The organism is Streptomyces sp. NPDC045778 (assembly GCF_056431945.1).
This window is the reverse complement of sequence record NZ_JBWKJZ010000001.1, coordinates 369,987-390,664: the sequence shown is the minus strand read 5'-3', so window position 1 is coordinate 390,664 and position 20,678 is coordinate 369,987. Positions and strand designations below refer to the sequence as shown.

Annotated in this window: 19 protein-coding genes; all 19 read left to right on the top strand. The window is 71.1% G+C overall.

Annotated elements, in window-relative coordinates; genetic code table 11:
* Positions 1–83 precede the first annotated feature (83 nt).
* The 19 genes from AC07GB_RS01705 (at position 84) to atpE (ending at position 20,641) form a co-directional block, all read left to right on the top strand.
* Entirely contained in the window at positions 84–812 is a 729-nt protein-coding gene (locus AC07GB_RS01705; protein ID WP_478841223.1) for a TetR/AcrR family transcriptional regulator, read from the top strand.
* A gap of 36 nt (positions 813–848) precedes the next feature.
* Positions 849–1,352, top strand: a complete 504-nt coding sequence (locus AC07GB_RS01700; protein ID WP_478841222.1) for a response regulator — start codon at positions 849–851, stop codon at positions 1,350–1,352.
* 142 nt (positions 1,353–1,494) lie between these two features.
* Positions 1,495–2,589, top strand: coding sequence for an ArgS-related anticodon-binding protein NrtL (gene nrtL / locus AC07GB_RS01695; protein ID WP_478841221.1), 1,095 nt, complete (start codon positions 1,495–1,497; stop codon positions 2,587–2,589).
* Between the two features lie 22 nt (positions 2,590–2,611).
* Entirely contained in the window at positions 2,612–4,003 is a 1,392-nt protein-coding gene (lysA, locus tag AC07GB_RS01690; protein WP_478841220.1) for a diaminopimelate decarboxylase, read from the top strand.
* A gap of 166 nt (positions 4,004–4,169) precedes the next feature.
* Positions 4,170–5,459 carry a homoserine dehydrogenase gene (locus tag AC07GB_RS01685; RefSeq protein ID WP_478841409.1) on the top strand — a complete coding sequence of 430 codons (1,290 nt, stop codon included), beginning with the start codon at positions 4,170–4,172 and terminating at the stop codon, positions 5,457–5,459.
* 6 nt (positions 5,460–5,465) lie between these two features.
* Positions 5,466–6,524 carry a threonine synthase gene (gene thrC / locus AC07GB_RS01680; protein ID WP_478841219.1) on the top strand — a complete coding sequence of 353 codons (1,059 nt, stop codon included), beginning with the start codon at positions 5,466–5,468 and terminating at the stop codon, positions 6,522–6,524.
* A 255-nt stretch (positions 6,525–6,779) separates the two neighbouring features.
* The gene (gene thrB / locus AC07GB_RS01675; RefSeq protein WP_144320931.1) at positions 6,780–7,697 is read left to right on the top strand and encodes a homoserine kinase; all 918 of its coding nucleotides are present in this window, start codon (positions 6,780–6,782) and stop codon (positions 7,695–7,697) included.
* Positions 7,698–8,084: 387 nt separating this feature from the next.
* Positions 8,085–10,133, top strand: a complete 2,049-nt coding sequence (rho, locus tag AC07GB_RS01670; RefSeq protein ID WP_478841218.1) for a transcription termination factor Rho — start codon at positions 8,085–8,087, stop codon at positions 10,131–10,133.
* A gap of 456 nt (positions 10,134–10,589) precedes the next feature.
* Positions 10,590–11,714: an LCP family protein gene (locus tag AC07GB_RS01665; RefSeq protein ID WP_478841217.1), complete on the top strand. Its 1,125-nt coding sequence runs from the start codon at positions 10,590–10,592 to the stop codon at positions 11,712–11,714.
* A gap of 193 nt (positions 11,715–11,907) precedes the next feature.
* Positions 11,908–12,132 carry a 50S ribosomal protein L31 gene (rpmE, locus tag AC07GB_RS01660; RefSeq protein WP_478841216.1) on the top strand — a complete coding sequence of 75 codons (225 nt, stop codon included), beginning with the start codon at positions 11,908–11,910 and terminating at the stop codon, positions 12,130–12,132.
* Positions 12,133–12,268: 136 nt separating this feature from the next.
* Entirely contained in the window at positions 12,269–13,345 is a 1,077-nt protein-coding gene (prfA, locus tag AC07GB_RS01655; RefSeq protein WP_478841215.1) for a peptide chain release factor 1, read from the top strand.
* Between the two features lie 38 nt (positions 13,346–13,383).
* Positions 13,384–14,229 (top strand): peptide chain release factor N(5)-glutamine methyltransferase, encoded by an 846-nt coding sequence (gene prmC / locus AC07GB_RS01650; protein WP_478841214.1) that lies wholly within the window; start codon positions 13,384–13,386, stop codon positions 14,227–14,229.
* A 119-nt stretch (positions 14,230–14,348) separates the two neighbouring features.
* Positions 14,349–14,996: an L-threonylcarbamoyladenylate synthase gene (locus AC07GB_RS01645; RefSeq protein ID WP_138961826.1), complete on the top strand. Its 648-nt coding sequence runs from the start codon at positions 14,349–14,351 to the stop codon at positions 14,994–14,996.
* A gap of 62 nt (positions 14,997–15,058) precedes the next feature.
* Positions 15,059–15,724, top strand: a complete 666-nt coding sequence (locus AC07GB_RS01640; RefSeq protein ID WP_478841408.1) for an arsenate reductase/protein-tyrosine-phosphatase family protein — start codon at positions 15,059–15,061, stop codon at positions 15,722–15,724.
* Between the two features lie 65 nt (positions 15,725–15,789).
* Positions 15,790–17,064 carry a serine hydroxymethyltransferase gene (locus tag AC07GB_RS01635; protein WP_478841213.1) on the top strand — a complete coding sequence of 425 codons (1,275 nt, stop codon included), beginning with the start codon at positions 15,790–15,792 and terminating at the stop codon, positions 17,062–17,064.
* Between the two features lie 90 nt (positions 17,065–17,154).
* Positions 17,155–18,549: an MraY family glycosyltransferase gene (locus tag AC07GB_RS01630; RefSeq protein ID WP_478841212.1), complete on the top strand. Its 1,395-nt coding sequence runs from the start codon at positions 17,155–17,157 to the stop codon at positions 18,547–18,549.
* A gap of 261 nt (positions 18,550–18,810) precedes the next feature.
* Complete coding sequence (locus AC07GB_RS01625; RefSeq protein ID WP_478841211.1) at positions 18,811–19,272, top strand: hypothetical protein; 462 nt, start codon at positions 18,811–18,813, stop codon at positions 19,270–19,272.
* 276 nt (positions 19,273–19,548) lie between these two features.
* Complete coding sequence (gene atpB / locus AC07GB_RS01620; protein WP_478841407.1) at positions 19,549–20,328, top strand: F0F1 ATP synthase subunit A; 780 nt, start codon at positions 19,549–19,551, stop codon at positions 20,326–20,328.
* 76 nt (positions 20,329–20,404) lie between these two features.
* Positions 20,405–20,641 carry an ATP synthase F0 subunit C gene (atpE, locus tag AC07GB_RS01615; RefSeq protein ID WP_030685170.1) on the top strand — a complete coding sequence of 79 codons (237 nt, stop codon included), beginning with the start codon at positions 20,405–20,407 and terminating at the stop codon, positions 20,639–20,641.
* Positions 20,642–20,678 lie beyond the last annotated feature (37 nt).

Here is a 20,678-nt window from a genome sequence, read left to right as displayed (position 1 = left end):
CGGGGGCCCGGACCGGTGGCTCGGCCGTGCGAGACTCGACCGGCGAACACCCGGTGCCGCGCGATGCGCCCGGAGTGAGCCGCGTGACTGTGGAGGTGAACGTCATCGCAGGCGAAGGACGCGCGAAGGGCGAGCCCGGCGGCGGGGCGGTCGGCAACGTGTGGCTGCGACCCCCGCGCGACAAGGGAGAGCCGCCGCTCACCCGTGACCGCATCGTCCGGGCGGCCGTCGACCTCCTCGACGAGGAGGGGATGGAGCGCCTCACGATGCGCCGCCTGGCCGAGCGGCTCCAGGCGGGCGCCACGACGCTGTACTGGCACGTGAAGACGAAGGGCGACGTCATCGACCTCGCCGTCGACGCGATCTTCGGCGAGACGCGGGTCCCCGACCGGCACGGCGACGACCCCCGGCAGGACATCACCACCCTGGTCGACGACTGGCGCCAGGCCCTGCTGCGGCACCCCTGGGCGGCCGCCGTGCCCTCGCGGCAACGGCCCCTGATGGGCCCCAACTTCCTGACCTGGATGGAGTTCCTGCAATCCGCCCTGGCGCGCGCGGGCCTCTCCGGCAAGGAGCTGAACGCGGCGACGTGGGCGCTGTACAACCACGTCATGGGCGCCACCGCCACCCAGTCCAGCCTGCGGCTCTCCGCCGAAGAGGCCCGGATGGGCCAGGAGTACCTGGAACGCCGGCGCGAGCGGTACCCGACCGTCGCCGCGAACCAGTACATCTCGGACGACGACTGGGACGCCAACTTCGCCCTCGGCCTGGAGTTCCTGCTCGACGGGATCGAGGCGCGGACGCGGAGCTGACGGCGGTTCCGGGGGCCCGCCGGGGCTCCCTCGCAAGTGGCGGAAGTAGGGAAAACCCGGACGCGACGGCGGGTGTCGACCTACTCTCGAGTTGTGCCAGGCGTGCCCGGCCGTGTGCTTGTTGTGGACGACAACAAGGTCATCCGGCAACTGATCAGGGTCAACCTCGAGCTGGAGGGCTTCGAGGTCGTGACCGCGGCCGACGGTGCCGAGTGCCTGGACGTCGTGCATCAGGTCCGGCCCGACGTCGTGACCCTGGACGTGGTCATGCCCCGCCTCGACGGCCTGCGCACCGCCGCCCGCCTGCGCGCCGACCCGCGCACCCGGGACGTCCCCCTGATCGTGGTCAGCGCCTGTACGCAGTACGAGGTGGAGGCGGGCCTTGAGGTCGGCGTCGACGCGTTCCTGGCCAAGCCCTTCGAGCCGAGCGAACTCGTCCAGGTCGTACGGCAGTTGGTGGAGGCGTGCCGGCGCCGCGGGGACGGTCCCCTCGGCAGTGGCTGCTCCGGCGGGGGCCCCGAGCGCGCGGGCCACCCCTGAGCCCTGGCACCTCTGCCCTCGCACCCCTGAGCCCCCGCACCCCTGCGGCCGGGGTCCTGGCGCCCGGGCACCCCGCCACCCCCGCGCACCCCGCCGCCCCCTCACGTCGGCGCGCGCGATGCGCCTCCCCTACCCTTGTCCCGTGACACCCGTCGAGCTCTCCCGCACCGTGCTGCGCGCCCTGCGCGCCGCCGTGGACGCCGGAGAGCTGAGCGCCACCGTGCCCGAGCGGGCGCACGTGGAACGGCCGCGCCCCGGCGGCCGCGGCGACTACGCCAGCAACCTCCCCCTGCGGATCGCCCGCGAAGCGGGCGCGCCCCCGCGCCGCGTCGCCGAGATCCTCTCCGCGCGCCTCACCGCCGAGCCCGGCATCGCCCGCGCCGACATCACGGGCCCCGGCTTCCTCAGCATCACCCTCGACGGCGACCCCGGCACCCGGCTCGTCACCGAGATCCTCGCCCTCGGCGAGCGGTACGGCCACGTCGTCCCGGACACCGGGGAACTCGCCCAGCTGCACATCCCGCACGAGCTGCGCGCCGCCGTCGTCGCCGACAGCGCGCGCCGCGTCCTGCGCTCCCAGGGCGCCCTCGTCCGCGTCACCTGCGACGCCGCGCCGGACCCCGCCTGGACCGAGGTCCTCGGCGTACGCGTCGACGCGTACGGGCGCCCCCCGGCCCCGCTGCCCACCCTCCGCCCGGTCCCCGCCCCTGCCCACCCGGACCCGCTGCGCCTCGGCCGCGACGCCGCCCGCTGGGCCCTGCTCCTGCCCGCCGCCCACGACCGCCCCCACACCGGCGAAGAGCACCTCGCCCAGCGCGAGACCAACCCCCTCTTCCGCGTCCGGTACGCCCACTCCCGCGCCCGCGCCCTCACCCGCAACGCCGCGCAGCTCGGCTTCACCGCCGCCCCCGGAGACACGGACGACGTACGCACCCCAGAGCAAGCAGTACAAGCAGGGCGAGCAGCGGTCGAAGACGGACAGTCGCTGCTCGGCGCCCTCGGCGACTACCCCGTCGTCCTCGCCGCCGCCGCCCGCCACCGCGCGCCCGACCGGCTCGCCCGGCACCTCGTCCGTACCGCTGACGCCCTCCTCGCGGGGGCCCACACCGTGCTGCCGCTCGGTGACGAGAAACCCTCGGCCGCCCACCGGGCCCGGCTCGCGCTCGCCGAAGCCGCCGGGACGGTGCTCGCCGGCGGCCTGTCCCTGCTCGGCATCAGCGCTCCCGCGTACCTGTGAGACGAGAAGAGTCGATAGAGCCATGAGCCGTTCCGCCCACCCCGCAGGACCCCGGCACGGAGACGTCCTGCCCGAGGGGCACTACTCCCCGCCGCCCACCGACCTCAACGCCCTCGACCCCAAGATCTGGTCCAAGACCGTCACCCGCGGCGCCGACGGCGTCGTCGGCGTCGGCGGCACCGACGTGCTCCGGCTCGCCGAGGAGTTCGGCACGCCCGCCTACGTCCTCGACGAGGCCGACTTCCGCGCCCGCTGCCAGGCCTGGCGCGACGCCTTCGGCCCGGACGCCGACGTGTTCTACGCCGGCAAGGCCTTCCTCTCCCGCGCCGTCGTGCGATGGCTGCACGAGGAAGGGCTCAACCTCGACGTGTGCTCCGGCGTCGAGCTGGCCACCGCCCTCGACGCGGGCATGCCCGCCGACCGCATCGCCTTCCACGGCAACAACAAGAGCGCGGCGGAGATCGAGCGGGCCGTCCGCGCCGGCGTCGGCCGCATCGTGCTCGACTCCTTCCAGGAGATCGTGCGGGTCGCGCACATCGCCGACACCCTCGGCACCCGGCAGCGCGTGCAGATCCGCGTGACCGTCGGCGTCGAGGCCCACACGCACGAGTTCATCGCCACCGCCCACGAGGACCAGAAGTTCGGCATCCCGCTGGCCGGGGGACAGGCCGCCGAGGCCGTGCGGCGCGCCCTCAAGCTCGACGGGCTCGACCTCGTCGGCATCCACAGCCACATCGGCTCGCAGATCTTCGACACGTCCGGATTCGAGGTGGCCGCCCACCGCGTCGTGGGCCTCCTGAAGGACATCCGCGACGAGCACGGCGTCGAACTGCCCGAGATCGACCTCGGCGGCGGCCTCGGCATCGCCTACACCCCGGCCGACGACCCGCGCGAGCCGCACGAGATCGCCACCGCCCTGCGCGAGATCGTCACGCGCGAGTGCGAGCGGGCGGGCCTGCGCGTGCCGCGCCTCTCCGTCGAGCCGGGCCGCGCCATCGTCGGCCCCACCGCGTTCACGCTGTACGAGGTCGGCACCATCAAGCCCCTCGACGGCCTGCGCACGTACGTCTCCGTGGACGGCGGCATGTCGGACAACATCCGCACCGCGCTGTACGACGCCGAGTACAGCGTCGCGCTCGTGTCCCGCTCGTCCGACGCCGAGCCGATGCTCGTCCGCGTCGTCGGCAAGCACTGCGAGAGCGGCGACATCGTCGTCCGCGACGCCTTCCTGCCCGCCGACCTCGCCCCCGGCGACCTCATCGCCGTCCCCGCGACGGGCGCCTACTGCCGCTCCATGGCCAGCAACTACAACCACGCGCTGCGCCCGCCGGTCGTCGCCGTGGCGGACGGCGCGGGCCGCGTCGTCGTGCGCCGGGAGACGGAGGACGACCTGATGCGACTCGACGTCGGGTGACCCACCCGGCCCACCCGGCCCACCCGGTCCACCTGTCCGGCACGACCGGACCCGATACAACCGGTCAGTGAAATTGGTGTCTCACGATCCGGACTTTGGTCAGAAACACCGTTCCGGTGGGTGAGACTGGACCCACCGTACTTGGAGAAGGAAACGAGGTCGGATGATGCGTACGCGTCCGCTGAAGGTGGCGCTGCTGGGCTGTGGGGTCGTCGGCTCAGAGGTGGCGCGCATCATGACGACGCACGCCGACGACCTCACAGCCAGGATCGGCGCCCCGGTGGAGCTGGCCGGGGTCGCCGTCCGGCGCCCCTCCAAGGTGCGCGAGGGCATCGACCCGGCGCTCGTCACGACGGACGCCACCGCCCTCGTCAAACGCGGGGACATCGACGTCGTCGTCGAGGTCATCGGCGGCATCGAGCCCGCCCGCGCCCTCATCACCACCGCCTTCGAGCACGGCGCGTCCGTGGTCTCGGCGAACAAGGCGCTCATCGCCCAGGACGGCGCCGCGCTGCACGCCACCGCCGAGCAGCACGGACGTGATCTTTATTACGAAGCGGCAGTGGCCGGCGCGATTCCGCTGATCAGGCCGCTGCGCGAGTCGCTCGCCGGCGACAAGGTCAACCGCGTCCTCGGCATCGTGAACGGCACGACCAACTTCATCCTCGACAAGATGGACACCACGGGCGCCGGCTACCAGGAAGCCCTGGACGAGGCCACCGCGCTCGGGTACGCGGAGGCCGACCCCACCGCTGACGTCGAGGGCTTCGACGCCGCCGCCAAGGCCGCGATCCTGGCCGGCATCGCCTTCCACACCCGGGTGCGCCTCGACGACGTCTACCGCGAGGGGATGACCGAGGTCACCGCCGCCGACTTCGCGTCCGCGAAGCGCATGGGCTGCACCATCAAGCTGCTCGCCATCTGCGAGCGGGCCGCCGACGGCGGCTCCGTCACCGCCCGGGTGCACCCGGCGATGATTCCGCTCAGCCACCCGCTGGCGAGCGTCCGCGAGGCGTACAACGCGGTCTTCGTGGAGGCCGAGGCCGCCGGCCAGCTGATGTTCTACGGCCCCGGCGCGGGCGGCGCGCCGACCGCGTCCGCCGTCCTCGGCGACCTGGTCGCCGTGTGCCGCAACAAGCTCGGTGAGTCCACCGGACCCGGTGACTCCGCCTACACCCAGCTGCCCGTCAGCTCCATGGGCGAGGTCGTCACGCGGTACCACATCAGCCTCGACGTGGCCGACAAGCCGGGCGTGCTCGCCCAGGTGGCCACCGTCTTCGCCGAGCACGGCGTCTCCATCGACACCGTCCGCCAGACGGTCAAGGACGGCGAGGCCTCCCTCGTCGTCGTCACCCACCGCGCGCCCGACGCCGCCCTCAGCGGCACCGTCGAGGCGCTGCGCAATCTCGACACCGTGCGTGGTGTCGCCAGCATCATGCGGGTTGAAGGGGAGTAAGCAGCAATGACCCACCAGTGGCGCGGAATCATCGAGGAGTACCGGGACCGTCTCCCCGTCTCCGACACCACGCCGGTCGTGACGCTCCGTGAGGGTGGCACGCCGCTCGTGCCCGCGCAGGTGCTCTCCGAGCGCACCGGCTGCGAGGTCCACCTCAAGGTCGAGGGCGCGAACCCGACCGGGTCCTTCAAGGACCGCGGCATGACCATGGCGATCACCAAGGCCAAGGAGGACGGCGCCAAGGCCGTCATCTGCGCCTCCACCGGCAACACCTCGGCGTCGGCCGCCGCCTACGCCGTCCGCGCGGGCATGGTCTGCGCGGTCCTAGTGCCGCAGGGCAAGATCGCCCTCGGCAAGATGGGCCAGGCGCTCGTCTACGGCTCCAAGATCCTCCAGGTCGACGGCAACTTCGACGACTGTCTGAACCTGGCCCGCGGCCTGTCCGAGAACTACCCGGTGGCCCTGGTCAACTCGGTCAACCCGTTCCGCATCGAGGGCCAGAAGACCGCCTCGTTCGAGATCGTGGACGCCCTCGGCGCCGCCCCGGACCTCCACGTCCTGCCGGTCGGCAACGCGGGCAACATCACGGCCTACTGGAAGGGCTACCAGGAGTACGCCGCCGACGGCGTGGCCACGAGCACCCCGCGCATGTGGGGCTTCCAGGCCTCCGGTTCGGCGCCCATCGTGCGCGGCGAGGTCGTCAAGGACCCCTCGACGATCGCCACCGCGATTCGCATCGGCAACCCCGCGTCGTGGCAGCACGCGCTCGCCGCGCGCGACGAGTCGGGCGGCTTCATCGACGAGGTGACGGACCGTGAGATCCTGCGCGCCTACAAGCTGTTGGCCTCCCAGGAGGGCGTCTTCGTCGAGCCCGCGTCCGCCGCGTCCGTCGCCGGTCTGCTGAAGGCCGCCGAGCAGGGCAAGGTCGACAAGGGCCAGCGCATCGTCTGCACGGTCACCGGCAACGGCCTGAAGGACCCGGACTGGGCGGTCGCGGGAGCCCCGCAGCCGGTCACCGTGCCGGTGGACGCGGCGGCCGCCGCGGAGCGCCTCGGCCTGGCGTAACGCCCAAACCTCTCAACTCCCCACAGGGGGTGCACAGGGGGCTCGCGACACGCATCGTGCGCCTCCTGTGCGCCCTATGTCGCCGCAGAACCTTCCTTCGATAGGCTGTAGCGAACCCACCCCGCATATGCCGACGCATGTGCCGTGGTGCCGCCCGCAGAGGCGGCTCTCGGGTGCTGCCGTTTCTCGTCGGCCGAGTGCCGGCCGAGGCGGCAAGTCCTCCACAAATCGCAGCTCAAGGAGAGTCATCGAGCGATGGCCGGTCCCGCGTTCCGCGCCGCCGCCGTCAGGGTGCGCGTCCCCGCCACCAGCGCCAACCTCGGCCCGGGCTTCGACGCCCTCGGCCTGTCGCTGGGGCTCTACGACGACGTGGTCGTGCGCGTCGCCGACTCCGGCCTGCACGTCGACATCGCAGGCGAGGGCAGCGACACCCTCCCGCGCGACGAGTCACATCTGCTCGTACGCTCCCTGCGCACCGCCTTCGACCTGCTCGGCGGGCAGCCGCGCGGCCTGGAGGTCGTGTGCGCCAACCGCATCCCGCACGGGCGCGGCCTCGGCTCCTCATCCGCCGCGATCTGCGCCGGGATCGTCGCCGCACGGGCGGTGACCATAGGCGGCGAGGCCCGCCTCGACGACGCCGCGCTCCTGGAGCTGGCCACCGAGATCGAGGGCCACCCCGACAACGTCGCGGCCTGCCTGCTCGGCGGCTTCACGGCCTCCTGGATGGACGGCTCCGCGGCCCGTGCCATCAGGATGGACCCCGTCGATTCCATCGTTCCGGTGGTTTTCGTACCCGGAAAACCCGTGCTCACCGAAACCGCCCGCGGACTGCTGCCGCGCACCGTCCCGCACGTGGACGCGGCCGCCAACGCGGGCCGGGCGGCCCTGCTCGTCGAGGCCCTGACCAGGCGCCCCGAGCTGCTGCTGCCCGCCACCGAGGACCGCCTGCACCAGGAGTACCGCGCCCCGGCCATGCCGGAGAGCGCCGCCCTGGTGGAGAGCCTGCGCGCCGACGGCGTACCCGCGGTGATCTCCGGCGCGGGACCCACGGTCCTCGCGCTGGTCGACGACAGTGCGGCCGACAAGGTCGCACGCCTGGCGGGCGAGGGCTGGGCGGCGAACCGCCTGGCGCTGGACCCGGCGGGCGCGAGTGTGCTGCCGCTGGCTCCCTGACCCGGGAGGGCAGCGCATTCGGGGTGTCCGGATTTGGAGAGGGGGAATGTTTGTTGGATCCGGTAGTGTTAACCTCAAGTCTGCACCCGACCTCACCATGGCGAGGTGCTTTGTGTCCCCGTCCGGGACATCCATCCTTCCGGGAGCCTCCCAAACTGCTCTGTGCCTCGCACTGAGCAGTGCCGAGCACGCTCCGGAACCGGCGTGACCGAGCCGAGTGACCACCGCACCTCAGTGGCCCGGCATCGGGAAGCGCCACATCTGTGAACTCTTCCGCCGCGTTGGCGGACCACCGCCCCGGCACGGTCCACACACCAAGGACCGCCGGACAGCACAACCGGTCGCCGAGCCAGACAGGCCGACGTCCGCTCCAGGGAAGGACCCTTCGTGAGCGACACCACCGATCTGATGGGCGTGACTGCCGACACGCCCGCCACGGACGCCTCTGCGGCGCCTGCCACCGGTGCTTCGGCCGGGTCCCGGCGGCGCCGCGGCACCGGCCTTGAGGGCATGGTGCTGGCCGAACTGCAGCAGGTCGCATCGGGCCTCGGGATCAAGGGCACCGCGCGCATGCGCAAGAGCCAGCTGATCGAGGTCATCAAGGAGGCGCAGGCCGCGGGGGGAGCCCCGGCCAAGGCCGCCGCCGGCGCCGACACCGCGGAGGCCCCGGCCAAGCCGAAGCGCCGCGCCACCTCCAAGGCGCGCACCGGCGAGGCCGCGGAGAAGGCCGCCAAGGCCGACGAGGCCCCGGCCGAGCAGCCCAAGGCCCCGGCCCAGCAGCAGATCGACATCCCCGGCCAGCCGGCGAGCGACGACAAGCCGGGCCGCGGCCGCCGCCGCGTCACCGCCGAGGCCGGCAGCCCCGAGACCGTCTCCGCCGAGGCCAAGGGCCAGAGCGAGGCGAAGGCCGAGGCCCCCAGGGCCGAGCAGTCCGAGGCGAAGTCCGACCGCGGCGACCGCGCCGACAAGGGCGACGACCAGCAGGGCGAGGGCCGCCAGGGCCGCCGCGACCGCCAGGGCCGTGGCCGCGACCGTGACCGCGGCGAGCGCAGCGACCGCGGCGAGCGCGGTGACCGTGGCGAGCGCGGCGAGCGCCGTGGCAACAAGGGCGACGACCAGCAGGGCGGCAACCGCAAGGACCAGGGCGGTCGCCAGGACCGTCAGGACCGCAAGGAGCAGGACGACTTCGACGAGGACGGCGGCGGTCGCCGCGGTCGCCGCGGCCGTTACCGCGACCGCCGTGGCCGTCGTGGCCGCGAGGACTTCGCGGGCGAGCCGCAGGTGTCCGACGACGACGTCCTGATCCCCGTCGCGGGCATCCTGGACATCCTCGACAACTACGCGTTCATCCGGACGTCGGGCTACCTCCCCGGCCCCAACGACGTGTACGTCTCCCTCGCCCAGGTCCGCAAGAACGGCCTGCGCAAGGGTGACCACGTCACCGGCGCCGTGCGCCAGCCCAAGGACGGCGAGCGCCGCGAGAAGTTCAACGCCCTGGTGCGCCTGGACTCGGTCAACGGCATGGCGCCCGAACACGGCCGCGGGCGGCCGGAGTTCAACAAGCTGACGCCCCTCTACCCGCAGGACCGGCTCCGCCTGGAGACCGACCCGGGCGTCCTGACGACCCGCATCATCGACCTCGTCTCGCCCATCGGCAAGGGCCAGCGCGGTCTGATCGTGGCCCCGCCGAAGACCGGCAAGACCATGATCATGCAGGCGATCGCCAACGCCATCACGCACAACAGCCCCGAGTGCCACCTGATGGTCGTCCTCGTCGACGAGCGTCCGGAAGAGGTCACCGACATGCAGCGGTCGGTGAAGGGCGAGGTCATCTCCTCGACCTTCGACCGTCCCGCCGAGGACCACACCACGGTCGCCGAGCTGGCCATCGAGCGTGCCAAGCGGCTGGTGGAGCTGGGTCACGACGTGGTCGTGCTGCTCGACTCGATCACGCGTCTGGGCCGTGCGTACAACCTCGCCGCCCCGGCCTCCGGCCGCATCCTGTCCGGTGGTGTCGACTCGACCGCGCTCTACCCGCCGAAGCGCTTCTTCGGCGCGGCCCGCAACATCGAGGACGGCGGCTCGCTGACCATCCTGGCCACCGCGCTCGTCGAGACCGGCTCGCGCATGGACGAGGTGATCTTCGAGGAGTTCAAGGGCACCGGCAACATGGAGCTGAAGCTCGACCGGAAGCTCTCCGACAAGCGCATCTTCCCGGCGGTGGACGTGGACGCGTCCAGCACCCGCAAGGAAGAGATCCTGCTCGGCAGCGACGAGCTGGCCATCGTCTGGAAGCTGCGCCGGGTGCTGCACGCCCTGGACCAGCAGCAGGCCATCGAGCTGCTCCTGGACAAGATGAAGCAGACGAAGTCGAACGCCGAGTTCCTGCTCCAGATCCAGAAGACGACGCCGGCGCCGGGCAACGGCAACGATTAACTGGCGGGGGCGCCTTTGACCGGGGCGCCTTCGTGCTCGACTGGGATTGCCGTCGGGCGGCTGCGGGTTTGTCGTGGCTGGTCGCGCAGTTCCTCGCGCCCCTTCGGGGGCGCGGCCGCGCCCCCGAAGGGCCGGTTCCGTCATCCGACGGGACCGGCCCTTTCCGCTTGTGCGGGAAATGAGGCGCACAGCGACCGTCCGGTTTCGGCCAAGAGACCTTGGCCACATGGATAAGAGATTCTCACGGTCACGCGCGGTAGCGCCGTCTCGCGTGAAAGCGCAGGTGGGGGGCCGAAAGGACTAGACCGCACGCACCCTCGGTAACCGCTGGACCTCGGGGCGCACACAGGTGCCTATGCAACCCTTCTTTCGGTTTCGACGTCTGACAAGTGACGGAAAGCCACGCCTGACCCTTGAAAGCAGGGGGTAGCCGAACGGACGAGGACTGAGGAGCGCATGACCGACGAGAGCAGGCCCGCCGACGCGAAGCCGAAGCACCGCGGCAAGCGCGGCCGGCGCCGCAAACCGCGCAGCAAGCGCAAGAAGGCCCTCGTCATATCCGCCTGGACCGCCGCCGGCGTGGTCGTCCTCGGCGGCACCGGCCTCGGCTACGTGTACTTCAAGCTCAACGGCAACATCAAGGGCGTCGACATCAACGCCGCGCTCGGCACCGACCGCCCCCTCGACATCGACAACGGCTCGCAGGACATCCTCGTCCTCGGCTCCGACTCGCGCTCGGGCAAGAACGCCAAGTACGGCAAGGACGAGGGCGGGGCCCGCTCCGACACCGCGATGATCGTCCACGTCTACAAGGGCCACAAGAAAGCCAGCGTGGTCTCCATCCCCCGCGACACCCTCATCACCCGGCCCGAGTGCGCCGCCAGGGACGGCGAGGGAAGGACGGACCCGGGCGGGCAGCGCCAGATGTTCAACACGGCGTACGAGGTCGGTGGCCCCGCCTGCGCGGTGAAGACCGTCGAGAAGATGTCCGGCATCCGCATGGACCACTACATCGAGGTCGACTTCACGGGCTTCAAGAAGCTCATCGACACCCTCGGCGGCGTGGACATCACCACCAAGCAGCCGATCAAGGACAAGGACAGTCACCTCGACCTGCCCGCGGGTGAACACCAGCTCAACGGCGAGCAGGCCCTCGGCCTCGTCCGCACCCGGCACGGCGTCGGCGACGGCAGCGACCTCGGCCGCATCCAGCTCCAGCAGGCCTTCATCAAGGCGCTGATCAACCGGGTCAAGGACGTCGACCTGTTCGGCAACCCGAAGAAGCTCTGGGACCTCGCGGACGCCTCCACCAGCGCCATCACCACCGACTCCGACCTGGACACGGTCAAGGACCTGGCGGGCTTCGCGAGCGGCCTCAAGGGCATCGGCGCGGGTGACATGAAGATGGTCACGATGCCCGTCGAGTACGACCCGGCCGACCGCAACCGCGTCATCCCCCTGGAGGAGGCCGACCGGCAGGTCTGGGAGGCCCTCCGCGCGGACAAGCCGATCCCCAAGTCGGCCACCGACAAGTCCGCCGGCGACAAGGGCGCCGCGGGCAAGGTCGTGACCAGCGAATAAGCCCGCCGGACGGCTGCCGGACGAGCGGCGGACGACCGCCGCGCAGGCCCGTCGGACGGCCCGGGGAATACTTCCGGGCCCACCCCGGTTTGGGCAGATGCGGCCGGTCCTGGCAAACTGGTACGTCGGCCCCGGTTCACGCACCCGCATCCCGCGCGTGCGACCCGGCGCCCTCCCGAAACTAGGAGACACCTTGAAGCGCGACATCCACCCCGAGTACGTCGAGACGCAGGTCAGCTGCACCTGTGGCGCGTCGTTCACCACCCGCAGCACGATCTCCGCCGGCACCATCCGTGCCGAGGTCTGCTCCGAGTGCCACCCGTTCTACACGGGCAAGCAGAAGATCCTCGACACCGGTGGCCGCGTGGCCCGCTTCGAGGCCCGCTTCGGCAAGGCTGCCGGCTCCGCCAAGAAGTAGCGAGCCACCTGCGCCGGTCTCCGGCCGCCCTCGTCCGCGGGGGTGGCCGGGACCGGCGTTTGCCGTCTGTCGCAGCAGCAGCCCCGCAGTCCCTGCGCGAGCCCCGCTCGCGTACCGAAAACCCAGGAGCCCGAAGATGTTCGAGGCGGTCGAGGAACTGATCGGCGAGCACGCCGATCTGGAGCGCAAGCTCGCCGACCCTTCGGTCCACGCGGACCAGGCCAACGCGCGCAAGCTCAACAAGCGCTACGCCGAGCTGACCCCGATCGTCGCCACGTACCGGACCTGGAAGCAGCTCGGTGACGACATCGACACCGCTCGCGAGTTCGCGGCGGACGACCCCGACTTCGCCGCCGAGGTCAAGGACCTCACCGAGAGCCGCGAAGAGGTCACCGAGAAGCTGCGCCTGCTGCTCGTGCCGCGTGACCCCAGCGACGACAAGGACGTCATCCTGGAGATCAAGGCGGGCGCGGGCGGCGACGAGTCGGCGCTGTTCGCCGGCAACCTGCTCCGCATGTACCTGCGGTACGCCGAGCGCGTCGGCTGGAAGACCGAGATCATCGACGCCACCGAGTCCGAGCTGGGCGGCTACAAGGACGTCCAGGTCGCCGTGAAGACCAAGGGCGGCAACGGCGCCACCGAGCCCGGTCACGGCGTCTGGGCCCGCCTGAAGTACGAGGGCGGGGTGCACCGCGTGCAGCGCGTGCCCGCGACCGAGTCGCAGGGCCGCATCCACACCTCCGCGGCCGGCGTGCTCGTCACGCCCGAGGCGGAGGAGGTCGACGTCGAGATCAACATGAACGACCTGCGCATCGACGTGTACCGCTCCTCGGGCCCCGGCGGCCAGTCCGTCAACACCACCGACTCGGCCGTGCGCATCACGCACGTCCCCACCGGTGTCGTCGCCTCCTGCCAGAACGAGAAGAGCCAGCTCCAGAACAAGGAGCAGGCGCTGCGTATCCTGCGCTCCAGGCTGCTCGCCGCGGCCCAGGAGGAGGCGGAGAAGGAGGCCGCGGACGCCCGCCGCAGCCAGGTCCGCACCGTCGACAGGTCCGAGAAGATCCGTACGTACAACTTCCCGGAAAACCGCATCTCCGACCACCGCGTGGGCTTCAAGGCGTACAACTTGGACCAAGTGCTCGACGGCGACCTCGACGCGGTCATCCAGGCCTGCGTCGACGCGGACTCCGCCGCGAAACTCGCCGCCGCCTGAGTGCCCCGCAACCACCGTTCAAGCCCCGGAGGACCAGCGTGAACCTGCTGCTCGCAGAGGTGGCCCAGGCCACTCAGCGGCTGGCCGACGCCGGCGTGCCCTCGCCGCGCAACGACGCGGAGGAGCTGGCTGCCTTCGTGCACGGCGTGAAACGGGGCGAGCTGCACTCCGTCAAGGACGCGGACTTCGACGCCCGCTACTGGGAGGCGATCGCCCGCCGCGAGGCCCGCGAGCCGCTCCAGCACATCACGGGGCGCGCGTTCTTCCGGTATCTGGAGCTCCAGGTGGGCCCCGGTGTGTTCGTGCCGCGCCCCGAGACCGAGTCCGTGGTCGGCTGGGCCATAGACGCGGTGCGCGCCATGGACGTGGTGGAGCCGCTCATCGTCGACCTGTGCACCGGCAGCGGCGCCATCGCCCTGGCCCTGGCCCAGGAGGTGCCGCGCTCGCGCGTGCACGCCGTCGAGCTGTCCGATGACGCCCTGACCTGGACCCGCAAGAACGTCGAGGGCTCCCGCGTCACCCTGCACGCGGGTGACGCGCGCACGGCCCTTCCGGAGCTGGACGGCCAGGTCGACCTGGTCGTCTCCAACCCGCCGTACATCCCGCTCACGGAGTGGGAGTACGTTGCGCCGGAGGCCCGGGACTACGATCCCGAACTCGCCCTGTTCTCCGGCGAGGACGGCCTCGACCTGATCCGCGGCATCGAGCGCACCGCGCACCGGCTGCTGCGGCCGGGCGGAGTCGTCGTCGTGGAGCACGCCGACACCCAGGGCGGGCAGGTGCCGTGGATCTTCACCGAGGAGCGTGGCTGGGCCGACGCGGCCGACCACCCCGACCTGAACAACCGGCCGCGCTTCGCGACCGCCCGCAAGGCGCTGCCGTGACCATGGCGGCGCAGCAGAAGCACGACAAGCACGACAAGCACGACAAGCACGACAAGCACGACGAGTACGACGAGTACGACGAGTACATGGACCAGTACGTGTACGAGGAGGCCCGCTAGATGGCACGGCGATACGACACCAACGACGCGACCGACCGTACGACCGGTCTGCGCGAGGCCGCGTCCGCCGTCCGCCGCGGCGAGCTGGTGGTGCTGCCCACGGACACGGTGTACGGCGTGGGCGCGGACGCCTTCAGCCCGGAGGCCGTGGCCGACCTCCTCGACGCCAAGGGGCGCGGGCGGAACATGCCGACGCCGGTCCTCATCGGCTCCCCGAACACCCTCCACGGCCTCGTCACGGACTTCTCCGAGTCCGCCTGGGAGCTGGTCGACGCCTTCTGGCCGGGGGCCCTGACCCTCGTCGCCAAGCAGCAGCCGTCGCTCCAGTGGGACCTGGGGGACACCCGGGGCACCGTCGCCATCCGCATGCCGCTGCACCCCGTCGCGATCGAGCTGCTGACAGAGGTCGGCCCCATGGCGGTGTCCTCGGCGAACCTCACCGGGCACCCGGCACCCGAGGACTGCGACGCCGCCCAGGAGATGCTCGGCGACTCCATCTCGGTCTACCTGGACGGCGGCCCCACGCCCGGCATCGTCCCCTCCTCCATCGTGGACGTCACCGGCAAGGTGCCCGTCCTGCTGCGGGCCGGAGCGCTCGACGCGGACGAGCTGCGCAAGGTCGTACCCGACCTCGAGGTGGCCAATTGACAGCCCCTGAGACGGGGCGTGGCATAGCGGGCCGCCCGGTCCCCGCGGGGTTCGCGGGCCCGGTGGGCTTCCCGGACCCCGCCGGGGACGACGGGGGCCCGCGCTCCCTCAAGGCCCCCGGCGCCTTCCGCATCCTCCACGTCAGCACCGGCAACGTCTGCCGCTCGCCGATCACCGAGCGGCTGACCCGGCACGCCCTCGCCGACCGGCTCGGCGACCCGGGCACCGGCGGCCTCATCGTGGAGAGCGCGGGCACGTGGGGGCACGAGGGCGCGCCCATGGAGACCCACGCCGAGACGGTCCTCGCCGACTTCGGGGCGGACGCCACCGGCTTCGTGGGCCGCGAACTCCTCGACGACCACGTCATCCGGGCCGACCTGGTGCTCACCGCGACCAGGGACCACCGCGCCCAGGTCATCTCGATGGGGCACTCGGCCGGCCTGCGGACCTTCACCCTGAAGGAGTTCACCCGGCTCGTGCGGGCCATAGACCCCGCGACCCTGCCCGACCCCGAAGGGGCCGACGGCGTGGTCGAGCGGGCCCGCGCCCTGGTGCGGGCCGCGGCCGCGCTGCGCGGCTGGCTGCTCGCGCCCAGCGTGGAGGCCGACGAGGTCTACGACCCCTACGGCGCGCCCCTGCCCTTCTTCCGCTCCGTCGGCGGCGAGATCCAGCAGGCCCTGGACCCGGTCGTCACGGCCCTGACCGGCGTCCCGGCCCCTCAGGCCTAGCCTTCGCGGGCGCCCCGCGAGGGCATCGCCGCGCACATCGGGCCGGGCGCGCCTACATTGGAGAAATGACGACGGCCAGCGCGAGGCGCCCCGCCGCCCCGGCGGCGTACGCCGCGCTGCGCCGCCAGGACCCCGAGCTGGCGGAGGTCCTGCTCGGCGAGACGACCCGGCAGTCGGCCTCGCTCCAGCTCGTCGCCGCCGAGAACTTCACCTCCGAGGCCGTCCTGACGGCCCTGGGCTCCCCCCTCGCGAACAAGTACGCCGAGGGCTACCCCGGCGCCCGCCACCACGGCGGCTGCGAGTTCGTGGACGTCGCCGAGCGCCTCGCCGTGGACCGCGCCAAGGCCCTCTTCGGCGCCGAGCACGCCAACGTGCAGGCGCACTCGGGCTCGTCCGCCGTCCTCGCCGCGTACGCCGCGCTCCTGCGCCCGGGGGACACGGTCCTCGCGATGGGTCTCCCGTACGGAGGACATCTCACGCACGGCTCGCCGTCGAACTTCTCGGGCAGGTGGTTCGACTTCGTCGGCTACGGCCTGGACCCGGAGACCGGCCTCATCGACTACGAGCAGCTGCGCGCCCTGGCCCGCGAGCACCGGCCGAAGGCCGTCGTGTGCGGCTCCATCGCCTATCCGCGCCACATCGACTACGCCGCCTTCCGCGAGGTCGCCGACGAGGTGGGCGCCCATCTGATCGCCGACGCCGCGCACCCCATCGGCCTGGTCGCGGGCGGCGCGGCGCCCAGCCCCGTGCCGTACGCGGACGTCGTGTGCGCCACCACCCACAAGGTCCTGCGCGGTCCGCGCGGTGGCTTGATCCTGTGCGGGGCGGACCTCGCCGAGCGGATCGACCGGGCGGTGTTCCCGTTCACCCAGGGCGGCGCGCAGATGCACACCATCGCCGCCAAGGCGGTGGCCTTCGGCGAGGCGGCGACCCCCGCCTTCACCGCGTACGCCCATCAAGTCGTCGCCAACGCACGGGTGTTGGCCGAGGCTCTGGCGGGGGAGGGGTTCGCCGTCAGCACCGGGGGCACCGACACCCACCTGGTGCTCGCCGACGCCGCCCCGCACGGCGTGGACGCGCGGACGGCCCGGGGGCGGCTCGCCGCGGCGGGTCTTGTTCTGGACACCTGCGCGCTGCCGCACGGCGACGGCCGCGGCCTGCGCCTGGGCACGGCCGCCGTCACCACGCAGGGGATGCGGGAGGCGGAGATGGCACGCGTCGCCGCGCTGTTCGCCGCGGCCGTCCGGGAGGAGGACGACGTCAGGGCGGCGGTCCGGGATCTGGCGGCCCGGTTTCCCCCCTATCCGGGCCGGGACGGCCGCGAGATCACGGCGTTGTAGCGGAGTTGTGCAACGATCGTCGCTACCCGGAAGTGCCCAACCTTATGCGCGCGAAGCTAGGGTGTGGTGCTGAGATGGCCAGCGATACCTGTGGGGAAGCCCGTGCGTGAATATCTGCTGACGCTCTGCATCACGGCCGCGGTGACCTATCTGCTGACCGGCCCGGTGCGGAAGTTCGCGATCGTGGCCGGCGCCATGCCGGAGATCCGCGCGCGCGACGTGCACCGGGAACCGACACCCCGGCTCGGCGGTATCGCGATGTTCTTCGGCCTGTGCGCGGGCCTCCTCGTCGCCGACCACCTGCCCAACCTCAACGAGGTGTTCACCAAGTCCAACGAGCCGCGGGCGCTGCTGTCCGGCGCCGCCCTGATCTGGCTCATCGGCGTCCTGGACGACAAGTTCGAGATCGACGCGCTGATCAAGCTCGGCGGCCAGATGATCGCCGCGGGCGTCATGGTCATGCAGGGTCTGACGATTCTGTGGCTGCCCATCCCCGGCGTCGGCACGGTCTCGCTGACCCAGTGGCAGGGCACCCTCCTGACGGTCGCCCTCGTCGTCATCACCATCAACGCCGTGAACTTCGTCGACGGCCTGGACGGCCTCGCCGCGGGCATGGTGTGCATCGCCGCCGCCGCGTTCTTCATGTACGCGTACCGCATCTGGTACGGCTACGGCATCGAGGCCGCCGCCCCCGCGACCCTCTTCGCGGCCATCCTGATGGGCATGTGCCTCGGCTTCCTGCCGCACAACATGCACCCGGCCAGGATCTTCATGGGTGACTCGGGCTCCATGCTCATCGGCCTCGTGCTCGCCGCCGGCGCCATCTCCATCACCGGTCAGGTCGACCCGGACGCGATGAAGCTGAACCTCGGCGGCAGCGCCCGGGACGCCACGCACGCGATGCTGCCGGTCTTCATCCCGCTCCTTATGCCGCTGACGATCATCGCGATCCCGTTCGGCGACCTGGTGCTCGCCATCGCGCGCCGCACCTGGAAGGGCCAGTCGCCGTTCGCCGCCGACCGCGGCCACCTGCACCACCGGCTCCTGGACGTCGGCCACTCGCACAGCAGGGCCGTGCTGATCATGTACTTCTGGTCGGCGCTCATCGCCTTCGGCACCGTCGCGTACTCGGTCCACTCGACGAACATGTGGATCCTGCTGCTCATCGTCGCTCTGAGTGCGGTGGGCCTGGTGTTGCTCCTGTTGCCCCGTTTCACGCCGCACGCGCCCCGCTGGGCGGAGAACTTCGTACCGCCGAGGTATCGGCGCAGCCGGCCCTTCGGGGCCCGTGCGGCGGCCGCTGAGCGCGCCGACGGGACCGCCTCCGGCGAGACGCCCGAGGAGGCGTACGAGAAGGGCGGGGCGGACGAGTCGGGAGAGGCGGCGCAGGACCGCCCGGCGGTCGGCGCGGGCGTCAACGGCGCGACCGCGCTCGGCACCCGCCCGCGCTTCCTGGACCGGCGCAAGGCGGGGTCGTCGCGTTGACGGCCTTCGGCAAAGCGGTCCTTTACCAGACAAAGCGACGGCTCGCCTGCACAGACGCGCAGGTTCCTACTCATGTGTGACAGCGAGCACACCAGACAGGTAAAGACCTCATCAAATAGTTTGTGATACGGTTCACGAGACCCGGCGACAGAGCCGAAGGACCGTAGTGCGACGGTCCATTGGACCGAGGACCCCGCTCGGCCCGGGTCTACGCTCGTCCATGACGACACCCTGCCCCCATCAGTAAGCGGAGTTGCCGCCATGCCGTCTCAAGACACCCGGACTCTCCTGCAGTCCGCCGTCCCCACTGCCGCCGCCGGTGCGATCACCGCCGTGGTCAGCGGTGTGGTCGCGGGCGGCAAGGGGGCGCTCGGCGCCGTCATCGGCACACTGGTGGTCATCGCCTTCATGGGGCTCGGTCTGTTCGTCCTCCAGCGGACGGCAAAATCGCTTCCGCAGCTCTTCCAGGCGATGGGCATGATGCTCTACGTCGCCCAGTTGCTGCTGCTTCTCATCTTCGTGGGTCTGTTCAAGGACACCACCGCGTTCAACCCGAAGTCCTTCGCGCTCGCTCTCGTCATCGCGACCGTCGCCTGGATGGCGTCGCAGGCTCGTGCGCATATGAAGGCCAAGATCCTCTACGTCGAACCCGAACCCGAACCTTCCTCGGTTGCCGCCTCCCAGAAGCGCGACAAGCCGGAGAAGCCGGGGTCGGGGACGTGAGAGGTAGGGCCGGGATAAATGCCCGTTCGAGATGCTGCTATCGTCCGGTGCCAACTGCGGCACTGCAGGCGCGGGCATCTGAGCTGACGCCTGCACCATCGCGAGGCTCGATGCCTGACCGCCGCTCACACTTCCGAAACACCAGTCCGGTGCCGATCCGCGGCCGCGTGCCGCGCCGACTCGACAACGAGGTTGCCGTACCCATGCTTCACGCCGAAGGAGCCCGCGGTGAGTGCTGAACAAACTGAGCTCGCCTTCAACTGGAGCTGCCGGATCATGTCCGGCGACGGCGAAGACGGCTGCGGCTTCCCGGCCCCGGGCCTCCACTCGTTCCTCTTCAAGCCGATCTTCGAGGTCGGCGGGTTCGAGTTCAACAAGGTGATGCTGCTCGCGCTCCTGACGACGCTCATCGTCATCACCTTCTTCTACGCCGCCTTCGGCAAGGCCAAGGTCGTGCCGGGCAAGCTCCAGATGATCGGCGAGGCGGGCTACGACTTCGTCCGCCGTGGGATCGTCTACGAGACCCTGGGCAAGAAGGAGGGCGAGAAGTACGTCCCCCTGATGGTCTCGATGTTCTTCTTCATCTGGATCATGAACATCTGGTCCGTGATCCCGCTCGCACAGTTCCCGGTCTCGTCGGTCTTCGCGTACCCGGTCGTGCTCGCGCTCATCACCTATCTGATCTGGGTGCCGCTGACCTTCAAGCGCCACGGCTTCGTGGGTGGCTGGAAGAACATCACCGGCTACGACAACTCGCTCGGCCCGATCAAGTGGCTGGTGTCGTTCATCGAGTTCTTCTCGAACCTCCTGGTGCGTCCCTTCACGCACTCCGTGCGACTCTTCGCCAACATGTTCGCCGGTCACCTGATGCTGGTGATGTTCACCGTCGCCTCCTGGTACCTGCTGAACAGCTGGATGATCCCGGCGGCCGGCGTCTCCTTCGTGATGACCGTCGCCATGATCGGCTTCGAACTCTTCGTGCAGGCCGTCCAGGCGTACGTCTTCGTGCTCCTCGCCTGCACCTACATCCAGGGCGCTGTCGCCGAGCACCACTGACACCACCCGCCCGTAAACCCCCAGATCGCCCGGTGGCCAACCCCCACCGGCCCATGAAAGAGAAGGAAGAGACAGCATGTCCGCTGTTGAGCTCGCCGCAGGTGTTTCCGGTTCCCTCGGTTCGATCGGCTACGGCCTCTCCGCGATCGGCCCCGGCATCGGCGTCGGCATCGTCTTCGGTAAGGGCACCGAGGCCCTGGCCCGTCAGCCCGAGGCCGCCGGTCTGATCCGTGCCAACCAGATCCTCGGCTTCGCCTTCTGTGAGGCGCTCGCCCTCATCGGCATCGTTATGCCGTTCGTGTTCGGTCAGTAATTACTACTCACCGACACGTTTTCGACGAAAGGCACTG